The 17601-nt window shown below is 64.9% G+C and carries 22 protein-coding genes; 11 read left to right on the top strand and 11 right to left on the bottom strand.

Features of this window, described 5'->3' with window-relative positions:
- Position 1: 1 nt before the first annotated feature.
- Genes kdpB through CH274_RS02325 form a run of 5 tightly spaced genes read right to left on the bottom strand, consistent with a single transcriptional unit; the run spans position 2 to position 4839 of the window.
- Positions 2–2014: a potassium-transporting ATPase subunit KdpB gene (gene kdpB / locus CH274_RS02305; RefSeq protein ID WP_094656630.1), complete on the bottom strand. Its 2013-nt coding sequence runs from the start codon at positions 2012–2014 to the stop codon at positions 2–4.
- Positions 2011–3663 carry a potassium-transporting ATPase subunit KdpA gene (kdpA, locus tag CH274_RS02310; RefSeq protein ID WP_032396875.1) on the bottom strand — a complete coding sequence of 551 codons (1653 nt, stop codon included), beginning with the start codon at positions 3661–3663 and terminating at the stop codon, positions 2011–2013. Before kdpA ends, kdpB begins: the two co-directional genes overlap by 4 nt.
- A gap of 1 nt (position 3664) precedes the next feature.
- Positions 3665–3778, bottom strand: a complete 114-nt coding sequence (locus CH274_RS02315) for a potassium-transporting ATPase subunit F (RefSeq protein WP_256981088.1) — start codon at positions 3776–3778, stop codon at positions 3665–3667.
- Between the two features lie 60 nt (positions 3779–3838).
- A complete protein-coding gene (locus CH274_RS02320; RefSeq protein WP_045197616.1) occupies positions 3839–4297 on the bottom strand; it encodes a hypothetical protein in 459 nt (152 codons plus the stop codon).
- Positions 4282–4839 carry an RNA polymerase sigma factor gene (locus tag CH274_RS02325; protein WP_032396877.1) on the bottom strand — a complete coding sequence of 186 codons (558 nt, stop codon included), beginning with the start codon at positions 4837–4839 and terminating at the stop codon, positions 4282–4284. Before CH274_RS02325 ends, CH274_RS02320 begins: the two co-directional genes overlap by 16 nt.
- Positions 4840–5010: 171 nt before the next feature.
- Between CH274_RS02325 and CH274_RS02330 the strand changes: the two genes are divergently transcribed.
- The 7 genes from CH274_RS02330 to CH274_RS02360 are packed head-to-tail and all read left to right on the top strand — an operon-like array spanning position 5011 to position 7745.
- The gene (locus tag CH274_RS02330; RefSeq protein ID WP_032396878.1) at positions 5011–5499 is read left to right on the top strand and encodes an Asp23/Gls24 family envelope stress response protein; all 489 of its coding nucleotides are present in this window, start codon (positions 5011–5013) and stop codon (positions 5497–5499) included.
- A gap of 11 nt (positions 5500–5510) precedes the next feature.
- Positions 5511–5786 carry an Asp23/Gls24 family envelope stress response protein gene (locus CH274_RS02335; protein ID WP_094656785.1) on the top strand — a complete coding sequence of 92 codons (276 nt, stop codon included), beginning with the start codon at positions 5511–5513 and terminating at the stop codon, positions 5784–5786.
- A 4-nt stretch (positions 5787–5790) separates the two neighbouring features.
- Positions 5791–6075 (top strand): hypothetical protein, encoded by a 285-nt coding sequence (locus CH274_RS02340; RefSeq protein WP_094656631.1) that lies wholly within the window; start codon positions 5791–5793, stop codon positions 6073–6075.
- 15 nt (positions 6076–6090) lie between these two features.
- Entirely contained in the window at positions 6091–6270 is a 180-nt protein-coding gene (locus CH274_RS02345) for a hypothetical protein (RefSeq protein WP_032397316.1), read from the top strand.
- Positions 6263–6631 (top strand): Asp23/Gls24 family envelope stress response protein, encoded by a 369-nt coding sequence (locus CH274_RS02350; protein WP_158462582.1) that lies wholly within the window; start codon positions 6263–6265, stop codon positions 6629–6631. The genes CH274_RS02345 and CH274_RS02350 overlap by 8 nt, the downstream gene beginning before the upstream one ends.
- On the top strand, positions 6628–7170 hold the full coding sequence (locus CH274_RS02355; RefSeq protein ID WP_094656632.1) for a DUF6286 domain-containing protein: 543 nt from the start codon (positions 6628–6630) through the stop codon (positions 7168–7170). Before CH274_RS02350 ends, CH274_RS02355 begins: the two co-directional genes overlap by 4 nt.
- Positions 7167–7745, top strand: a complete 579-nt coding sequence (locus tag CH274_RS02360) for a hypothetical protein (protein WP_094629090.1) — start codon at positions 7167–7169, stop codon at positions 7743–7745. The genes CH274_RS02355 and CH274_RS02360 overlap by 4 nt, the downstream gene beginning before the upstream one ends.
- On the opposite strand, the gene CH274_RS02365 is transcribed toward CH274_RS02360, so the two are convergent.
- From CH274_RS02365 to CH274_RS02375, 3 genes are read right to left on the bottom strand one after another with little or no spacing between them, the layout of a single operon-like run.
- A complete protein-coding gene (locus tag CH274_RS02365; RefSeq protein WP_094656633.1) occupies positions 7738–8721 on the bottom strand; it encodes an endonuclease/exonuclease/phosphatase family protein in 984 nt (327 codons plus the stop codon). The genes CH274_RS02360 and CH274_RS02365 overlap by 8 nt on opposite strands.
- Before the next feature lie 14 nt (positions 8722–8735).
- Positions 8736–10034: a lipase family protein gene (locus CH274_RS02370; protein WP_094656634.1), complete on the bottom strand. Its 1299-nt coding sequence runs from the start codon at positions 10032–10034 to the stop codon at positions 8736–8738.
- Positions 10035–10094: 60 nt separating this feature from the next.
- Positions 10095–11378 carry an HNH endonuclease gene (locus CH274_RS02375; protein WP_179275615.1) on the bottom strand — a complete coding sequence of 428 codons (1284 nt, stop codon included), beginning with the start codon at positions 11376–11378 and terminating at the stop codon, positions 10095–10097.
- A gap of 171 nt (positions 11379–11549) precedes the next feature.
- On the opposite strand from CH274_RS02375, the gene CH274_RS02380 reads away from it, so the two are divergent.
- Together CH274_RS02380 and lppU are read left to right on the top strand one after the other, a co-directional pair.
- On the top strand, positions 11550–12785 hold the full coding sequence (locus CH274_RS02380; RefSeq protein ID WP_373453900.1) for a molybdopterin-dependent oxidoreductase: 1236 nt from the start codon (positions 11550–11552) through the stop codon (positions 12783–12785).
- A gap of 118 nt (positions 12786–12903) precedes the next feature.
- A complete protein-coding gene (gene lppU, locus CH274_RS02385) occupies positions 12904–13503 on the top strand; it encodes an LppU family putative lipoprotein (protein ID WP_045200616.1) in 600 nt (199 codons plus the stop codon).
- Here the strand turns inward: lppU and CH274_RS02390 are convergent.
- Entirely contained in the window at positions 13500–14261 is a 762-nt protein-coding gene (locus tag CH274_RS02390; RefSeq protein ID WP_094656638.1) for a class I SAM-dependent methyltransferase, read from the bottom strand. The two genes, lppU and CH274_RS02390, sit on opposite strands and share 4 nt — an antisense overlap.
- A 96-nt stretch (positions 14262–14357) precedes the next feature.
- Between CH274_RS02390 and CH274_RS02395 the strand changes: the two genes are divergently transcribed.
- Positions 14358–15608 (top strand): Nramp family divalent metal transporter, encoded by a 1251-nt coding sequence (locus CH274_RS02395; RefSeq protein ID WP_094656639.1) that lies wholly within the window; start codon positions 14358–14360, stop codon positions 15606–15608.
- Here the strand turns inward: CH274_RS02395 and CH274_RS02400 are convergent.
- Positions 15605–16048 carry an SRPBCC family protein gene (locus CH274_RS02400; RefSeq protein ID WP_032396885.1) on the bottom strand — a complete coding sequence of 148 codons (444 nt, stop codon included), beginning with the start codon at positions 16046–16048 and terminating at the stop codon, positions 15605–15607. The two genes, CH274_RS02395 and CH274_RS02400, sit on opposite strands and share 4 nt — an antisense overlap.
- 53 nt (positions 16049–16101) lie before the next feature.
- Positions 16102–16971, bottom strand: a complete 870-nt coding sequence (locus tag CH274_RS02405; protein WP_143546516.1) for a D-2-hydroxyacid dehydrogenase — start codon at positions 16969–16971, stop codon at positions 16102–16104.
- A gap of 113 nt (positions 16972–17084) precedes the next feature.
- On the opposite strand from CH274_RS02405, the gene CH274_RS02410 reads away from it, so the two are divergent.
- The gene (locus CH274_RS02410) at positions 17085–17591 is read left to right on the top strand and encodes a GNAT family N-acetyltransferase (protein WP_256993456.1); all 507 of its coding nucleotides are present in this window, start codon (positions 17085–17087) and stop codon (positions 17589–17591) included.
- Positions 17592–17601 lie beyond the last annotated feature (10 nt).

The raw sequence follows: 17601 nt of genomic DNA on the forward strand, positions 1-17601 counted from the left end.
GTCAGCCTATCCCTGGAATGTGTCGAACGAGTAGATCGATGAGCCAGATCCCGACGAAGGGGCTGATGACGCCGCCGACGCCGTACACCAACAGATTTCGGCGCAGCAGTGCTGCCGCCGAGGCCGGGGTGTACCGAACACCTTTGAGCGCCAACGGAATCAGTGCGACGATCACCAGCGCATTGAAGATCACCGCCGACAGGATCGCCGATTCCGGCGTCGCCAGATGCATGATGTTCAGTCCACCCAGCTGCGGATAGACGGTGGAGAACATCGCCGGCAGAATCGCGAAGTACTTCGCCAGATCGTTGGCGAGGGAGAACGTCGTCAGCGCGCCACGGGTGATGAGGAGCTGCTTGCCGATCTCGACGATCTCGATCAGTTTGGTCGGGTCGGAATCGAGGTCGACCATGTTGCCGGCTTCCTTGGCCGCAGAGGTGCCGGTGTTCATTGCGACACCGACGTCGGCCTGCGCCAGAGCCGGGGCGTCGTTGGTACCGTCGCCGGTCATCGCGACCAGCCTGCCGCCCTCCTGCTCCTGCCGGATGAGCGTGAGCTTGTCCTCGGGGGTCGCCTCGGCCAGGTAGTCGTCGACGCCTGCCTCGGCGGCAATGGCCTTGGCGGTGAGTGGATTGTCGCCGGTGACCATCACCGTCCGAATTCCCATGGCGCGCAGTTGAGCGAACCGCTCGGCGATGCCCGGCTTGACCACATCGGAGAGTTCGACGACGCCGAGAGCGCGGGCAGCAGAACCGGTTTCGCGGACGGCAACCACCAGCGGGGTACCGCCGTTCTGGGCGATGTCGTGCACGGTGGCGTCGAGGTCCGCTGTGCCGCCGCCCTCACGAATCCAGCCGTAGACCGAATCTGCTGCACCCTTGCGGATCTCCATGCCCGGTAGATCCAGACCGCTCATCCGGGTCTGCGCGGTGAAGGCCACGAACTCGCCGCGCCCGGATTCGCTTTCTGCCGTTGCGGATTCGAAGTCACGCTCGACCAGTTCGACGATGCTGCGCCCCTCGGGGGTACCGTCGGCCAACGACGACAACCGGGCGGCGCGCGCCAGCTCGACGGCATCGATGCCCGTAGCCGGGTGCAGTCCGGTCGCGCGCCGATTACCGAAGGTGATGGTTCCGGTCTTGTCCATCAGCAACGTGTCGATGTCGCCTGCCGCCTCGACGGCGCGTCCGGACATCGCGAGCACGTTGCGTTGCACCAACCGGTCCATTCCCGCGATGCCGATCGCCGAGAGCAGTGCCCCGATGGTCGTCGGAATCAGGCAGACCAACAGCGCGATCAGCTGGATGGGATCCTGCTGCTGCCCTGCGTAATCGGACATCGGACCGATGGCCACCACCGCGAAGAGGAACACGATCGTCAGCGAGGCGAGCAGGATGTTCAGAGCGATCTCGTTCGGCGTCTTCTGCCGAGCCGCGCCCTCGACGAGGGCGATCATCCGATCCACGAACGTCTCGCCCTGGGCTGCAGTGATTTTCACGACGATCTCGTCGGAGAGCACGATGGTGCCGCCGGTGACGGCGGATCGATCGCCGCCGGACTCGCGGACCACGGGTGCCGACTCGCCGGTGATCGCTGATTCGTCGACGGTGGCGATGCCCTCGATGACGTCACCGTCACCGGGGATGACCTCGCCTGCCGAGACGATCACCTCGTCGCCTACATTCAGTTCCGCGCCGGCCACCTCGGTGACGACGAATTCGGCACCGGAGGGAGTGCGTCGTCGAGCAACGGTGTCCTGCTTCACTTTCCGTAAGCTTGCCGCCTGCGCCTTGCCGCGCCCTTCGGCGACGGACTCGGCGAGGTTGGCGAAGAGCACGGTGAACCACAGCCACCCGGTGACAAACCACGCGAACACCGACGGTTCGGCGATCGAGAGGACGGTGGTGACGATGGAGCCGAGGAAGACGACGAACATGACCGGGTTGCGGGCCAAGTGTCGTGGATCGAGTTTGCGGAACGCTCCGGGTACGGCCGTTCTCAGTGACAGGTTCATTGCATGGCCTCTGCTATGGGTCCGAGAGCAAGTGCGGGGAAGAAGGTGAGGGCGGCGACGAGGATCGCGGTACCGATCAGCAAGCTGCCGAACAGCGGACCGTCGGTGGGGAGGGTTCCTGCGTTCGGTGCGCTGCGTTTGGTCGTCGCGAGTGAGCCGGCCAGCGCCAGTACGAAGACGATCGGCAGGAAGCGGCCGAGCAGCATGGCGATGCCGAGGGAGATTTGGAACCAGTCGCTGGTCACCGTCAGTCCACCGAAGGCGCTGCCGTTGTTGTTGGACGCCGACGCATACGCGTAAAGAACCTCGGTGAACCCGTGGATGCCGGGATTGCCCTGATAACTCGTGGTGGATTCGAGAATCACGGTGATGGACGTGCCGACGAGCACGAGGATCGGCATCACCAGTACCGACAACGCTGCCATCGTGATGGCGCGTCGGCCCAGCTTCTTGCCCAGGAATTCCGGGGTCCGACCGACGAGGAGCCCACCGACGAAGACGGCGATGACCGCGAGCACGAGCAACCCGTACAGACCGGTGCCGACACCGCCGGGCGCGATCTCGCCGAACAGCATGTTCAGCAGCACGGCACCGCCGCCGAGCGCGGACATGCTGTCGTGCGCGGAATTGACTGCGCCGGTGGATGTTCCGGTGGTGGAGACGGCGAACAAGGCCGATGCCGGGATACCGAAGCGAACTTCCTTGCCTTCCATCATCGCGCCCGCAGCCGTTGCTGCGACTCCCCGAGTACCGGACTCGGCATAGAGGGTGACCGCCAGCAGGACTCCCCACAGTGTTGCCATCACCGCAAGCAACGTCAGACCCTGCTTGCGGTTGCCGATCATGGTGCCGAAGGTGCGGGTGAGTGCAACCGGGATCAACAGCAGAGAGATGATCTGCACGATGTTGGTCAGCGGGGTCGGGTTCTCGAAGGGATGCGCGGAGTTGGCCGCGAGAATGCCGCCGCCATTGGTGCCGATTTCCTTGATCGCCTCCTGGGAGGCAACGGGCGCAAGCGCATTGGTGACCGTCTGTCCGTCCAGGCCGGTCGAGGTGAAGCCGGTGGAGAAGGACATGATGGTGCCCTGCGTCAGTAGGATGACGGCCACCAGCAGCGAGAGCGGCAGCAGAATGCGCAGCGTTCCGCGGGTGAGATCGACCCAGAAGTTGCCGAGTTCACCGCCTGTGGACACACGCACGAAGCCGCGGATGACTGCAATCGCGACGGCGAGACCGACTGCGGCGGAGACGAAGTTCTGCACCGCAAGGCCCAGCGGCTGCGTCAGGTTCGACAGCGTGGTCTCGGGGACGTAGGACTGCCAGTTGGTGTTGGTGACGAACGACGCCGCGGTGTTGAAGGCCATCGCCGGGCTGACCCCCGACAGGCCCCCGTTCAGCGGCAACACGCCTTGGATCCGCTGGAGTACGAACAGGAACACGACGCCGGCGAACGAAAACCCGAGCAGGCTGGTGGAGTATCCGACCCACGTCTGTTCCGAGGACGAATTCACCCGGGCCACCCGATAGAGCAGGCGCTCGACACGCGTGTCGTGGGACGAGTCGAACACCCGGGCCATGTAGTCGCCGAGCGGCACGTACGCCACGGCCAGGACGACGATCACAGCGCAGATCTGGAAGAACCCAACCACGTCAGAACCTCTCCGGATCGAGGAGAGCGACGAACAGGTACACCGCGACGAACGCGGCCACCGTGAGACAGAGCAATTCGGTCATTGCTCGATCCTGAATCCCGCCACCGGCCACAGCCGGTTTCCTTACGCTTTCTTACGACCGCAACCAGCGGCTATGACGCAATATTTACGCCTACCGCTCCTCGATGTCGTCGACGCGTATCTCCACCACATCGCGATCGAGGGTGACGCCGAGCAGATCCGAGACGACATCGATCGCGATGGTCGCCAGCTCGTCTCCCGCAGCCTGCAGATCGTCGCCGTACACCCCGATCACCGCGACGAACAGACCGATGCAGGCGTGGTCGTCGAGATGGAGGTCGATCTCGGTCGGCTGCGCACCGTGAACGTCCGCCAGAGCACGACGGAGCGTGGTCTTGACGATGTGGTCGCTGACCTGCAGCGAGTCCTGCGGATCGGCGCCGGAGCCGGCAGGAAAGGCGCTGTCGACGGGCCACGTACGCCTGGTCGTATTGCGGACCTTCGAGATGATGGATGCGCTGATATCCACCCAATTCGGTTCCTGAGGTGCGTCCCGAAGTTCGGTGGCAGCACGCGCGAGAACCGAATCCGGCTCTACTGGGTTCGCCATGTTGCCAACCTTTCGCTCAATGTTGCTCGTGCTCTGGTCAACTGACCACGTACCGCTCCTGCGGACAACGTCATGATCGCGCCGATCTCCGGGTGAGTCAGGCCCTCGACCTCGCGGAGCAGCCAGCAGGCTCGCTGGCGGTAGGGCAGTTCGGCCAGTGCGACTCCGAGTTCGGCCATGAAGCTGTCGGCCTCGACATCCGCCTCGGGATCACTGCCCGCCCCGGTGCTCTTTCGCTCGAATACCCAATCTTCTGCGGGAGGAACGCTGCGACGTCGTCGATGATCGATCACTTTGTGCGACACCAACGAGAACAACCATGTTCGCAGAGCCGAGTCGCCTCGAAAGTTGTCCAGCCCCTTCCACGCTGCGACGAACGCGTCCTGCACCACCTCCTCGGCCGCACCCTGATCGGACAGCATGTTTCGCGCGTACCGAAACATCTCCGGACCGTAGCGCCGGACGATCTCCTCGAACGCATCCGTCTCGCCGAGCGCGGCTGCGCCGACGAGTACGCGGTCCGATGCATCAACCCACTCCATCGGGCCCCCAGTTCACGTAGCGGTCATCGATCACGCATGTCTTCGATACCGGTTTACCAGCGGACGTAATCTATGACGTAGATCACTTTATTCGGACGTGCGTTTCGACCACCGAGCTACGACCAACTTCTGTCACACACTCTGCACGACATCCAACGAAGAGAGGCATTCATGAGCTCCACGACGGACACCAAGGCAACCGTATCCGCAGCAGGCGAAGGAAAGACCGACATCACCACCAAGTCGGACTCCGTGCTCGTCAGCTCGCAGGGCCGCACCACCATTGCCGACACCGTCGTCTCCAAGATCGCCGGTATCGCCACCCGTGAGGTCCAGGGCGTCCACGCCGTCGGCGGCGGAGCGAGCCGCGCGATCGGTGCCCTGCGCGAGCGCATCCCCGGTGCCCGCGTCAACCAGTCGCAGGGCGTCTCGGTGGAGGTCGGCGAGCGTCAGGCCGCAGTCGACATCGACATCGTCGCCGACTACGGCGTCTCCATCGCAGACCTCGCAGCGGGCATTCGTCGCAACGTCATCAACGCCGTCGAGCGGATGACCGGTCTCGAGGTCACCGAGGTCAACATCGTCGTTCACGACATCTACCTCGACGACGGCTCGGACGACGAGGAGACCACCGAGGCTCCCTCCACCCGAGTGCAGTGACCGATCCGCACATGACGGAGCGTGACAGGTCCGAGGACATCGCCGACGCCGTACTGGCGGTCGACGGTGTCGTCGGGCTGCACGGCGGCATGTTCGGCGAGGCAGCTACCTACCTTCCCGGACGACGCATCGCCGGCATCCGGATCGGCGACGAAGGTACCGAGGTTCACGTCACTCTCGAGTTCGGGGTTGCGGTACGCGAAACCGCCGACGCCGTGCGCAGCACAGTGGCAGCGATGGTCGACGGGCCCGTGCACATCACCGTCGAGGACATTGTGCGAGTCTGACCAGGTGAACGAGCATGCAGCGCAGGACCGAGCCGCCGCCTACAAGGCGGCTCGGCGCGCTGTGGCGCGCGAGCACCACCCGGATCTCGGTGGAGATCCGGCTCGTTACATGGCCGAACTCGCCGAGGTCGACCGACGCTTCGCCGTACTTCCCTCGACTCCGACCAATGCGGCGAGCGCGCCGACGGCATTCCGCGCCTCGCCGATTCCGTCCCCGCTACGCACTCTGCCCAAGCGGATCGCTCGGATCCGCAAACGCGTCACCAGGCGCAACTACTTCGAACTCTGAGTGGAGATCAACACCATGACCACTGCAACCATCGGTTTGTTCGTGGGACTTCTGCTGGCCATCGCCGCAGCGGCCGGCGGTTTCACCGGCTTCCTCATCGCCATCGTGCTCGGCGGCCTCGGATTCTTCGTCGGCCGCTACGTCGACGGCGAACTGGACCTGAACTCGATCATGCGTGGTCGCGGTCGTGACTGAGACAGCTGCTGTAGACCCCGGTGAGCGCGGCTCTCTGGAGATCAAGCACAAGGCCGTCGAGCGACTCGCCGTCCTCGCTGCCCGCAGCACCGACGCGGTCGCCGGACCCCAGCCCGGACTGCGGGTCCTGGGTGGGCGTGACCTGCCCAAGGCCGACGTGACGATCAGCGGCTCCCGCGTTCGCGCTCAGGTCGCGGTAGCGGTCACCTGGCCCTCGCCGCTGGCGAAGGTCGCCGCCGACGTTCGCGCCGCAGTCGCACGAGACCTGTCCGAACTGGGCATCTACACCGTCGACCGAGTCGATGTCACCGTCCAATGTGTACCCGCCGAGACCACCCGTGAAGAAGGGAGAGTGCAATGAGCGAGAAGGCAAGCAAGAAGCCGGTAGCCAATCCCACCGCAGCCGTACCCGCAATCCTGTTCGCGCTCGTCCTCATCGGTGCCGGCGTGGTCCTCGGCCGCGAGGCGCTGCTGAACCTCGGTGCCATCGACGGCCCCGAGTGGGTCGGCCCCGCCGCCACGAGCCTGGACGGACTCACCGCGCAGCCGTGGATGCTGCCGGGAGGAATCGCCGCAGTCGTGGTCGGGTTCGTTCTCGTCATCGCTGCATTGCGTCCTCGGCGACGCACCCACCGAGCCCTCTCCGAGCAGGACGTCTGGCTCCGAAAGGGCGACGTCGCAACCGTTGCCCGCACCGCCGCACTCGACAGCGTCGGCGTCGATTCCGCAACCGCCAAGGCCGGCAACAAGAAGGTCACCGTCGCGGTGGCCACCGTCGCCGGCACGGACACCGCGGAGCTGAAGTCCTCGGTCGTCACCTCCGTGGACGACGGCCTCCGCCCACTCGCGTCGGCTCCCAAGGTCCGCACCCGAGTGCGAACGACAGGACAAGCATCGTGAAACGCGCAACCGCTTCGGTCGACCGAACCAGCACCGCCGTCGTCGGCCTCGCCCTGATCGCCCTCGGCGGCGGAGCAATTGCCTGGGAGCAAGGAAGGTTTCCCGGCCGCGAACGTCTCGACGCGGCCTTCGTCGACACCGCCGTCGACGCAGGCTGGTGGCCCTGGGCTCTCGCGGCAGCCGCCATCGTCCTCGTGCTGCTCGGTCTGTGGTGGCTCCTCGCGCACCTGCCGCGACGTTCGGTCGGCACCGTCGCCTTCGCGTCGTCAGCGGATGCAGATGTCGACGGCCGACTCAGCGTCGACCTGGGAACCGCTGCCCGGAGCGCCGCGAAATCCCTGGCCGCTCACGAGGGCGTCGTATCGGCGACCGGCCGTTCGGTGTCCGATCGCGGTCAGAGAGTCGTCGAGATCACCGCGACGCTCGACCCCGCGGTGACGTCCCTCGACAAGGTGGCAGGCGCAGCGGCGCAGACGCGCAACGACATCGTGACGTCCCTCGACGGAACACCGGCGGCCGTCCGAATCCTGCTGCAGTGCGGCAAGTCTCGGAAACAGGTCGTTCGCGTCAGCTGACGCCTGCGGAGAACTCGATCTCCCCGATCAACCCATGGTGGTCCGATCCGGGGAGATCGATTCGTTCCAGAGAACGAGCACGACCGGTGTTGGTGAGAATGTGGTCGATCCCGACGACGGCGGGTGTTCCCTTGTCGGTGGGGTACGTGGGAATCAGTCCCTTCCCCAATTGCGCTGCGGCGTCGGAATATCCGGCATCGAGTAGGTTGCGGAACTTCTTGTGCGAATACGTCGTGTTGAAGTCGCCGCTGACGATCACCGGTCCGGTGAGCGACGCCGCCGCCAGATCGTCTCGGAGCGTGTCCAATTCGGCGGTCCAAATGTCGGCCGGGGTGACGTAGGCGGGCCCGGGATGCACCGCCAGCAGCGTGACCGGCTCGGAACCGGGGACCTCGACCTCGGTGGCCAGATTCACCGGACCGTATCCGTCGAGTTCACGGTTGCCCGAGATCGGGTAACGGCTGTAGATTCCGGCTCCGCCGCCGCCTGTCACGTACGGCTGGAGGTAGCTGTAGGGGAAGAGCTCCTCCATGCCGGCGTCGCGGAGGCCGACCACCGACGCGTCGGTCAGTTCCTGGATCGTGACGACGTCGACGGAGTGATCGCGGGCCTGACCGACCACGACAGTCGGATCGGCCAGCCCGATCATCAGGTTCGCCTGCATCACGCGCAGCCGCACGCCCTCGCTGCCCGTCGCGTCCTCGGGTGCCGCGTCCGCCACGTAGAGCGGTGCGTAGGCGAATGCGCCTGCGGCAAGCACCAGCGCAGAAACTCCCGCCAGAACCCAGCGCCGACCGATCAGCGCCACCAGGGCACCGACCACGACAGCGATGAACATCAACGGAACGAACGACGCCAGCGCGATCAGGACGTTGACCCGGGTGTCGGTGTAGTAGACGCCCAGTGCGACGAGCCCGGTCACGATGCCCAGAATGGCGATCGTTCCGGTGAGAATTCGTATCCAGGTTCGTTGCATCGAACCGAGGGTAGCTACGCCCGGATGCCGATGACCAACGCTGTGATGGTCGTCCAGGTCAGCGACAACAATCCACGCACCGCCGAGAACGAGAACGCCGTGGACCACACCGTACGCGTCGACGGTTCCTCGACCGGAAGTCCGGCGAATCGATCGGCCAGCCAATCCAGCGTCAGTGGCGCACTGAGCGGGTGCAGCGACAGGTGTTCGCTCAGCCGATCCCGTAGATAGGTCACGTGCGCACCGGCCTCGATGTACCGATCCACCTGCCCGTCCACGTCGTCGACGGCGATGATCTGATCGTTCACCGACTGGACGACCAGCAACGGAGCCGTCGGAGCCGTTCGTCCCGGCTGGATATCCAGGAACACCTGCACGATCTCGGGCAGCGCCAACAGATCGGCCAGCGGAACGTCGATGTAGTGGTCCAGGTCGTGTCGAGCCAGTTTGCTCACCGCACGCACGGTCGTCATCGACTCGACGGAATCGAGAATGCGCATTCCGTCCTCGTTGACGTGCTCGCGAATCACCCGATCGAGCTCGGGGTAGGTGCGCCGTAGGCCCGCCACCACCAGCGTCGGCAACGCTGCGTGCAGCGTCGCATTGAGCCGGGTGAACGCCGACCCCGGATCTCCGACGGGTGAGCCGAGAGCGGCACCGACCACCTCTATCTCAGGCGCGTACTCCGGTGCCATCTCCGCCGCCCAGGACGTCGCGAGTCCGCCGCCCGAGTAGCCCCACAGCGCAACCGGCGTGCTCGAATGCAGGTCGAGCGGCTCGAACGACAACGCCGCGCGAACGGCGTCGAGCGTGCAGAACCCGGGTTCCTGCGGTGAACCCCAATGTCCGTCGGGACCCTCGTGATCCGGGATCGAGATGGTCCACCCACGGCGCAAGGCATGAAGTACCAGCAGGAACTCGAACTGCGGAACTGCACCTAACGCCCGGGAACCACGCCGAAGCGCGTACGACGGGAAACACGAGGACGCGACGCCGTCGATCGCACACTGATACGACAACAGAACCGGTTCTGCGTTGCGCGGACGCAACACCGTCGTGACGCTGGCCTGGGGAAAACCGCCGAGATCAGCGGTGCGATAGAGCAGCTGCCACGCGTCGACTCGCTGGCGTACGCGACCGAACATCGCGACCTCGACCGGCCGCACCTTCAGAATCGTCCCGGGTGGAGCTGCCTCGTATCCCTCGGGCGCTGCATAGAAGGGATCGTCCTCGGGCCTGGTCGCGTCACTGCAGCTCGGTGCTCGTTCCACCGGCCAGGGCTGTTCGTCCCCCAATGATCTGTCGACGCTCATGTCCCACCGCTTCTTGTCCGAGTCTCGTCGTCACACTAACTTGCCCTCGACGACACCGTTTCATGCAGCCCGCTGCCAATTGGTGATCAGGACATCGGTCGCGTAGCTGAGGTCGAGGCCTTCGCCACCCCAGTCCGGAACGATGGCGTCGGGTGCGATACCGCCGTACTGTCGCCTGATTTCGTCGGCGTCTCCCGACATCGCGGGAGCGTGGATGATCTCGGTTCCCGAGGGATGGCGAAACGAGAAGCGTTGATCGCCGAGGGCTTCGATGAAGAAATATCCGTCGTGCAGCGCACGGTGGTGTTCGCCGCACAGCAGGACCAGGTTGTCGAGTGACGTCGCACCTCCCCGTGAGCGATAGGTGACGTGGTGAGCATGCAGAGATCGGGTGCGTCCGCACCCGGGTACCGTGCAGCATCGATCCCGAATGATCAACTGACGCAATTGGGTTCGGCTCGGGACTTTCGCCGTCGAACTCCACCGCACAGTTCTACCCAGCCGGCCGTGGCCGACGGTCCGCATGACCGCGGAACACAGCACCTGAGCGAGGGTCTCGTCGTCGAGGCCCGGCCCGTCGTCGAAATGAGCGTGGTCGGACCCTGCTTCGTCGACCCCACCGATGTGCACCAGCACCTCGGCAGCAGGAGAGACGACCGGTGAATCCAGCGAAGCGCAGACCATCTCGGCCATGGCAATCATCGCCGGCACCGGGTTGGGCGGTGCCGGGGCCGCCCGGTCACCCTCGGATTCGCCGTCGGTCCTGGTGCGCTCGTACTCCGCCCCGGTCAATGCAGCGAGAAACCGCTTGCCGTCCTCGGGCCGAAAGCGGGCCGTCAGCACGAGCGAGCCGTCGTCCTCGTCCCAGCGCCACCGCCCAGCGCACGGGTCGAGGTCGACGCCGTTTCCCTTGGTCGGACGCATCGCCTTCTTCAGACCACGGCAGAGGCGTTCGATGTGCGCAGCCGGGGCGTCGAGCGCCTTCTGCAGCAACGACGCCTCGTTCTCGGCCGTCGCAACGCGAGTCATCGCGCGCACCTTCGAGTACGAGATGGTGCCGCTCCGATACGCCGAGGTGATCAGCGGCAGCTCTCGCATGGCCTTGGCCACGCGCACCTGCTCACGAGCGGTGTGCAGATCGACCCCCGCACGCCACGACAACCAGTGCGCACAGGACCGCACTTCCCAACCCGCCCATCCGCGTCGCGCATCGAACTCGCCCACCAGAATCAGATACTGCGCCGACGCCGCCGCGATCCGACCTGCCAGAGCGCAGATTTCGGTCTCGATTTCCTTCGTCTCGATCCGCCCCGCCTCGGATCCCGCGTCGACCATGTCGATCATGAACGCCCCCATTCATCGAATACATGTTCGAGAAATGTACGACGGGGCACCGACAGAAACCTTCCCACGATGCCCGACGCGTCCCCGCGGGGACGTTGTCACGAGGCGATGCGCCGGGCACGGGAGTCGGCCGCGACACATCCGGCACCCTCTGGGCAGCGAATGCCCTACATGGCCGAAGCACGCATGTCTCTCGCGCGCTTTCCCAGTCCGCTGCGCGGCACGTGGTTGACGTCGCTGTTCGGCGCAGTTCTGCTCGTCGCGCTGCCGATAGTCATCGTGACGGGATTGCTCTCGTACAGCGCGTACGGTCCACAGTTCGGCCAGGCCAGGCCGGGTGCCGTCGGGTGGCTGCGCTTGCCGTTCTTCGACTGGCCGACGAATCCCGCATGGCTCTACCAGCTCACGCAGGGTCTGCACGTCGGACTCGGCCTGATCATCGTGCCGCTCGTCATCGCCAAACTGTGGTCGGTGATGCCCAAGCTCTTCGAACTACCACCGGTGCGATCGCCGGCACATGCGCTCGAACGACTGTCGCTGCTGGCACTGGTCGGGGGCCTGCTGTTCGAGATCGTGACGGGTGTTCTCAACATTCAGTACGACTACGTGTTCGGTTTCGACTTCTACGCCGCTCACTACTTCGGTGCCTGGGTGTTCATCTCCGGATTCCTCGTACACCTCGCGCTCAAGGTCCCGCTGATGTGGAGGACCCTGAGGTCGGAGTCGTTGATGGACGTACTGCGCGCCAGGAACGAAGCTCCGGACGAGCAGAAGAACGATGACCGACCGGTGACCATGGGTCGACGCGGTGCCATCGGATTGGTCGCTGCCGGAATGGGTTTCGTTGCCGTGTTGACGGTAGGACAGACGGTCGGCGGAGTGCTGCGCAAGGCCGCGATCCTGCTGCCCCGGGGACGCTCGTACGGCGACGGCCCCAACGACTTTCAGATCAACCGAACGGCCGAAGCGGCCGGGATCACCGAGGCGCAGACCGGGCCCGACTGGCAACTGACGATCAGCAGCGCGGCCGAGGACGCCGTCCCGATCGTGCTGTCCCGCGGCAGGCTGCTGTCGATGCCGCAGCGCACTGCCGAACTGCCGATCGCGTGCGTCGAAGGATGGTCCACCACGCAGACGTGGACCGGTGTCCCGTTGGCCGAACTCGCTGCGCTGGCGGGCGTACCCGCACCGCGATCGGCTGAGGTGAGCTCGCTGGAGCAGAACGGAGCCTTCACTCGTGCGGTGTTGCAGGGAAATCAAGCGGCGCACCCGAATTCGTTGCTGGCCTTGAAAGTCAACGGTGTCGATCTCTCGCTCGATCACGGATTTCCCGCGCGTGTGATCGTTCCTGCCCTTCCGGGTGTCCACAACACCAAGTGGGTTGCTCGCATCGTGTTCCGTTCGTGACTTCCAGCTGTGGCTGTTCAAACCTCCGTCGATGGTAAAGAATCGGTGATCGGCGGCCCGTGGGGTCGCCGACGAGGGTCACTCCCTCGCCTGGATGAGTTCCGAAGGTCATGACATCATGCTTGCTTTGTCCAGAAGCCTCCTCGTCGCAAGTGCAGCTCTCACGCTGCTGTTCGCCGCAGGCTGTTCATCGTCCGAAGCCGGCAACGCCGTCGCTGCCGACACCACAGCCGCCTCGACGTCCGCCGCTACCAGCACCACCGACGGCGTCTCGGGCCAAGAGGGCATCGACGCCGGCGGCTCCACCGACATCGATGTCGAGATCGGTCAGTGCGTCCAACTCGGCGGGACGATGACGGCCGCCACCATCGACAACGCCGAATGCGGCAGCATGGAATCGAACTACAAGGTGATCGCCAAGGCCGAGCAGAACGAGCAGTGCCCCACCGACGTCAATCAGACCTACTACGAGACGCTCGACGGTGTGGAACAGGGCGCACTGTGCCTCGACGTCGACTGGGTGGTCGGCGGCTGCATGAGCGTGCCCACCGTAGGTATGGACGAGCCCTCACGGGTCGACTGCGGCGACCCCGACGCCACCGACGTCGAACAGGTCACCGAAATCAAGACCGGTACCGCCGATCCCAACGAATGCCCCGAGGGCGGATTCGCCTACGACGCCAGGCAATTCGTCGTCTGCACCACGACGATCTCCTAGTCGAGCTGCGCCGTCACCATCTGCGTGACGTAGCGGTAGTCCACGTAGCCGTGGCGGGCGATGGCCGCGTGCACTGCGCCCAGGACCTCGCCGCGGCGCCGGTCGTCCAGGGCGAGATGGCTCGAGTACGTGGCGGCCATGGCGCAGAACTCGTCTGCGGAGTAGCGCTGGACCCACTCGTACGTCGAGGTCGTCCACGGACCGAAGCCGGCAGCGCGCGCCACGTTGGACTCCGGTTGCGTACCGAGAGAACGCACCAACAGGTGCGCCACTTCGGGCTCGGTTGCGTCGTAGGCCGCCCTGACCGCTTCCCATGCCGGGCCATCGAGGTCGCCCGGCATGTTCCACCACAACCGAAGGGCACCGCCGGGGACCAATGCGCGGGCCGCCACTGCAGCTCCTTGCTCGTGGTTCACCCAATGCCAGGATTGGGCGGCAACGACTACATCGAACGCCGCCGCCGGGGCTGCACAATCCTCGAACCGCGACACCTGCACTTCGACGTCGAGGTTCTCGGTGCGCCGCCGAACCAGCTCTGCCATAGCCGAATCCGGTTCCACCGCAACAACGGACGCGCCGAGTTCAGCCAACGCAACAGTGGCTTTGCCGGTACCTGCCCCTGCCTCGAGCACTCGCATCCCGTCGCCCGCCGCGATGTCCGCGTACAGCTCGGCCGGGTAGCCGGGACGGGCCCGGTCGTAGTTCTCGGCAACCTTGCCGAAGCTCAATGCACGCGATGACTGCTGTCCGTCGGTCACCGCATCGACGGTACCGAGGGTCGACTTGCCAGGAACCGTGCGTTTCGTAAAGAGTGAGACAGGTCACTGAGTAGACCCCGCACGCGAGGAGAATCGATGACCGAGACCACTGCACCTCCGAAGTGGAAGGTGGTCGGCCCCGGACTGGTGGTCGCCGCAACCGGCATCGGGGCCGCCGACCTCGTCGCGACTCTGGTGGCGGGCTCGCGCTACGGCTACGCCCTGCTCTGGGTCATCATCGTCGGTGTCGTCATGAAAGTCGTTCTGGTGGAAGGTGCCGGCCGCTACACGTTGGCGTCGGGCAACACGATCTTCCAGGGCTGGCGTTCGCTGGGGAAGTGGACGACGGCGTATTTCGCTCCCTACATCGTGATCTGGGGGTTCGTCTACGGAGCGGCAGCGATGTCGTCGAGCGCGTTGCCGATCGTCGCACTGTTCCCCGCTTTGGATCTCAAGGTCGTCGCCATCGCGTCCGGACTCCTCGGCTTCGCGCTGATCTGGCTGGGGAGCTACGGATTCTTCGAGAAGATCATCACCGTCTTCGTCGGCATCATGTTCGTGACCGTGATCGGTGCTGCGGTAGTGGCGGTTCCGAACGTCCCCGCGATCGTCAAGGGCATCGTCCCCACCATTCCCGACGGCTCCATCGTGTACGTCCTCGGCCTTGCCGGTGGCGTCGGTGGCACCATCACGCTCGCCGCGTACGGCTACTGGCTGCGCGAGAAAGGCTGGATCACACCGAAATTCATGCGCGTCATGCGTATCGACAATTCGATGGCCTACGTCATCTCCGGCATCTTCGTCCTCGCGATGCTCATCGTCGGTGCCGAACTGCTGTACTCGTCGCAGATCGCGATCTCCACCGGCGATCAGGGCTTGATCCAACTCTCCGACGTGCTCGCGGACCGCTACGGGACGGTGTTCGGCTACGTGTTCCTCATCGGATTCTGGTCGGCGTCGTTCTCGTCGCTGATCGGGGTGTGGAACGGCGTGAGCCTGATGTTCGCAGACTTCGTCGGCAATCTGAAGGGGCTCGAACAGGGTCACCCGAAAACACGAGTGGGAGGCAAGTACTTCAGGTGGTATGTCGCGTGGCTGACGTTCCCGCCCATGGCGTTGCTGTGGCTCGACCAACCGATCGGGCTCGTGCTCGCCTACGGCGTACTCGGCGCGGTGTTCATGCCGTTCCTGGCGGTGACACTGTTGGTACTGCTCAACAGTGATCGCGTGCCGAAGCAGTGGCGCAACGGCTGGTTCACCAACCTGACGCTGGGTGTGTGCGCATTCCTGTTCGCGTGGCTCGCCGTCGACCAGGTCTTGGATGCTCTCGACAAGTACGTGTACTAGTCGGCCGCTTCCAGGCGTGAGCGCAGTGTCGACTCCGTGTGCTTGATCGCCTGACCCACAACGGGTTCCACAACAGCGCCGAGCACCTTGCCCGCGATTCCGCCGGGCAGGCTGTAGCGGAACACAACGTCCAGACGGGTTCCGCCGTCTGCCGTATCCGAGAACGACCACGTGGACGAGTTGGACAGGCCTTCGACCGACTCGAGCGTGAGCCTCTCGTTGTGGACCCATTCGGTGACGTGCACCACGGAGGTGAGGGCCTTCGGACCGATCTGCATCGTCGCGTCGTACGTGGCACCGAGTCCTGAAGTGACCTCGCTCGTCGGCTCGAAACGGGTGATGCCGAACATCCATTGCGGGACGTTCCTGAAGTCGTCCATGTAGGCGAACGCCGCCTCGCGACTGGTCGACGCAACGGCCGAACGATTGATTTCACGCACTCGTGCACCTTAGTACACGCTACGGCGTGTTACGCATACTTTGGTCGTCCGTTTCAGCGGCGTACGTACCCCACCTGCTTGTCCACCACGTTCACCAGAGCCGAACCACGGACATATCGATGGAGGTTGTCCTCGAACAGCGCCCACAGGCGCTCGGCGAAGTCGTCGGCGTCGCCCGCCAGATGCGCGGTCAGGATGACGTTGTCCATGTGCCACAGCGGACTCGTGTCCGGTAGCGGCTCGACCTCGAACACGTCGAGCACGGCCCACCCGATGCCTCCGTCAGCGAGGGCATCGCACAGGGCTCGTTCGTCGACGACCGGTCCGCGGGCGATGTTGACCAGGCCTGCATCGGAACGCATGGCCGAGAGAACCTCCGCGTCGACCAGTGCGCGGGTGGCGTCGGTCAACGGTGTCGCCAGCACGATCACGTCGTACTCACCCGCATACGACGGCAATCGTCGAACATCGCGGATTCGTCCGAACTCCGAGTCACCGGACCGCTCCGACGTTGCCGCCGCATCGACGCGCATACCGAGTGCGCCGAGGACCCGGCCGATCTCGCGGCCGATCGAACCGGGACCGACGACGAGAGCGGCGCGACCGTGAATACCATTGGTAACTCTGTGTTCCCAGACCCGCTCGCGCTGACGAGCAAGCGCCAGCGGCAGCTTCTTGACCGACGCCAGAATGCCGCCTGCGACGTACTCCGCAATCGCCCTGTCGAGGATTCCGCCGGAGTTCGTCAGAATCCATCGGCCCTCGCGCAGAACCGGATCGAGCAGTCGATCGACGCCGGCACTCGATGCGTGGATCCAGCGAAGATTCTCGGCATTCGGCCACACGGTTCGCAGATCGGCGGTCTCGAACGTTCGGAACAGCAACACCTCTGCCCACGACACCACACCGGCGAGCTCGTCCATCGTGCAGCTTCGGAAGTCGACTTCGTCGATCGCGGGCAAGGACCCTCTGTCCGAACCACTTTCGACCACAAGCACGTTCACCACAAGACTCGCCACCTCCGTACGATGGCACCGTGCTCACCGTAGAACTCGCAACTGCCGCCGACGCGGCAACGATACTCGGCCTGCGGCACGCAGCCGAGGACTGGCTCTTCGCTCGAGAAATCGACCAGTGGACACCGCGCGAGGTACCCCTGTCCACTGTCGCGGCGCACATCGAGGCAGGAGAGTTCTACGTCGCCCGGCGCGATCCGAGTGGCCCGATAGTCGGTGCGCTGAGACTGATCTGGGCCGATCCCACAATCTGGCCCGAAGAGGATGGGCTCGCCGGGTACGTGCACGGATTGGTGATCGACAGAAGCGAAGCGGGCACCGGGCTCGGCGCGGCTTTGCTCGAGTGGGCGTCGGAGCAGACCCACCGGGAAGGACGCGCGTTGCTGCGTCTGGACTGCGCCGAAACCAACGGTGCGTTGTGCAATTACTACCTGAATCAGGGTTTCCGCCACGTCGGCCGACACGAGTTCGCCGACGGCAGTGCGTGGTTCAGCGTGGCCCTGTTCGAGAAGTCGACCGATCGGTAGCCTGTCGTCC

Origin of the sequence: Rhodococcus sp. 06-418-5, from assembly GCF_002258285.1 — a bacterium.
Lineage (GTDB): Bacteria > Actinomycetota > Actinomycetes > Mycobacteriales > Mycobacteriaceae > Rhodococcoides.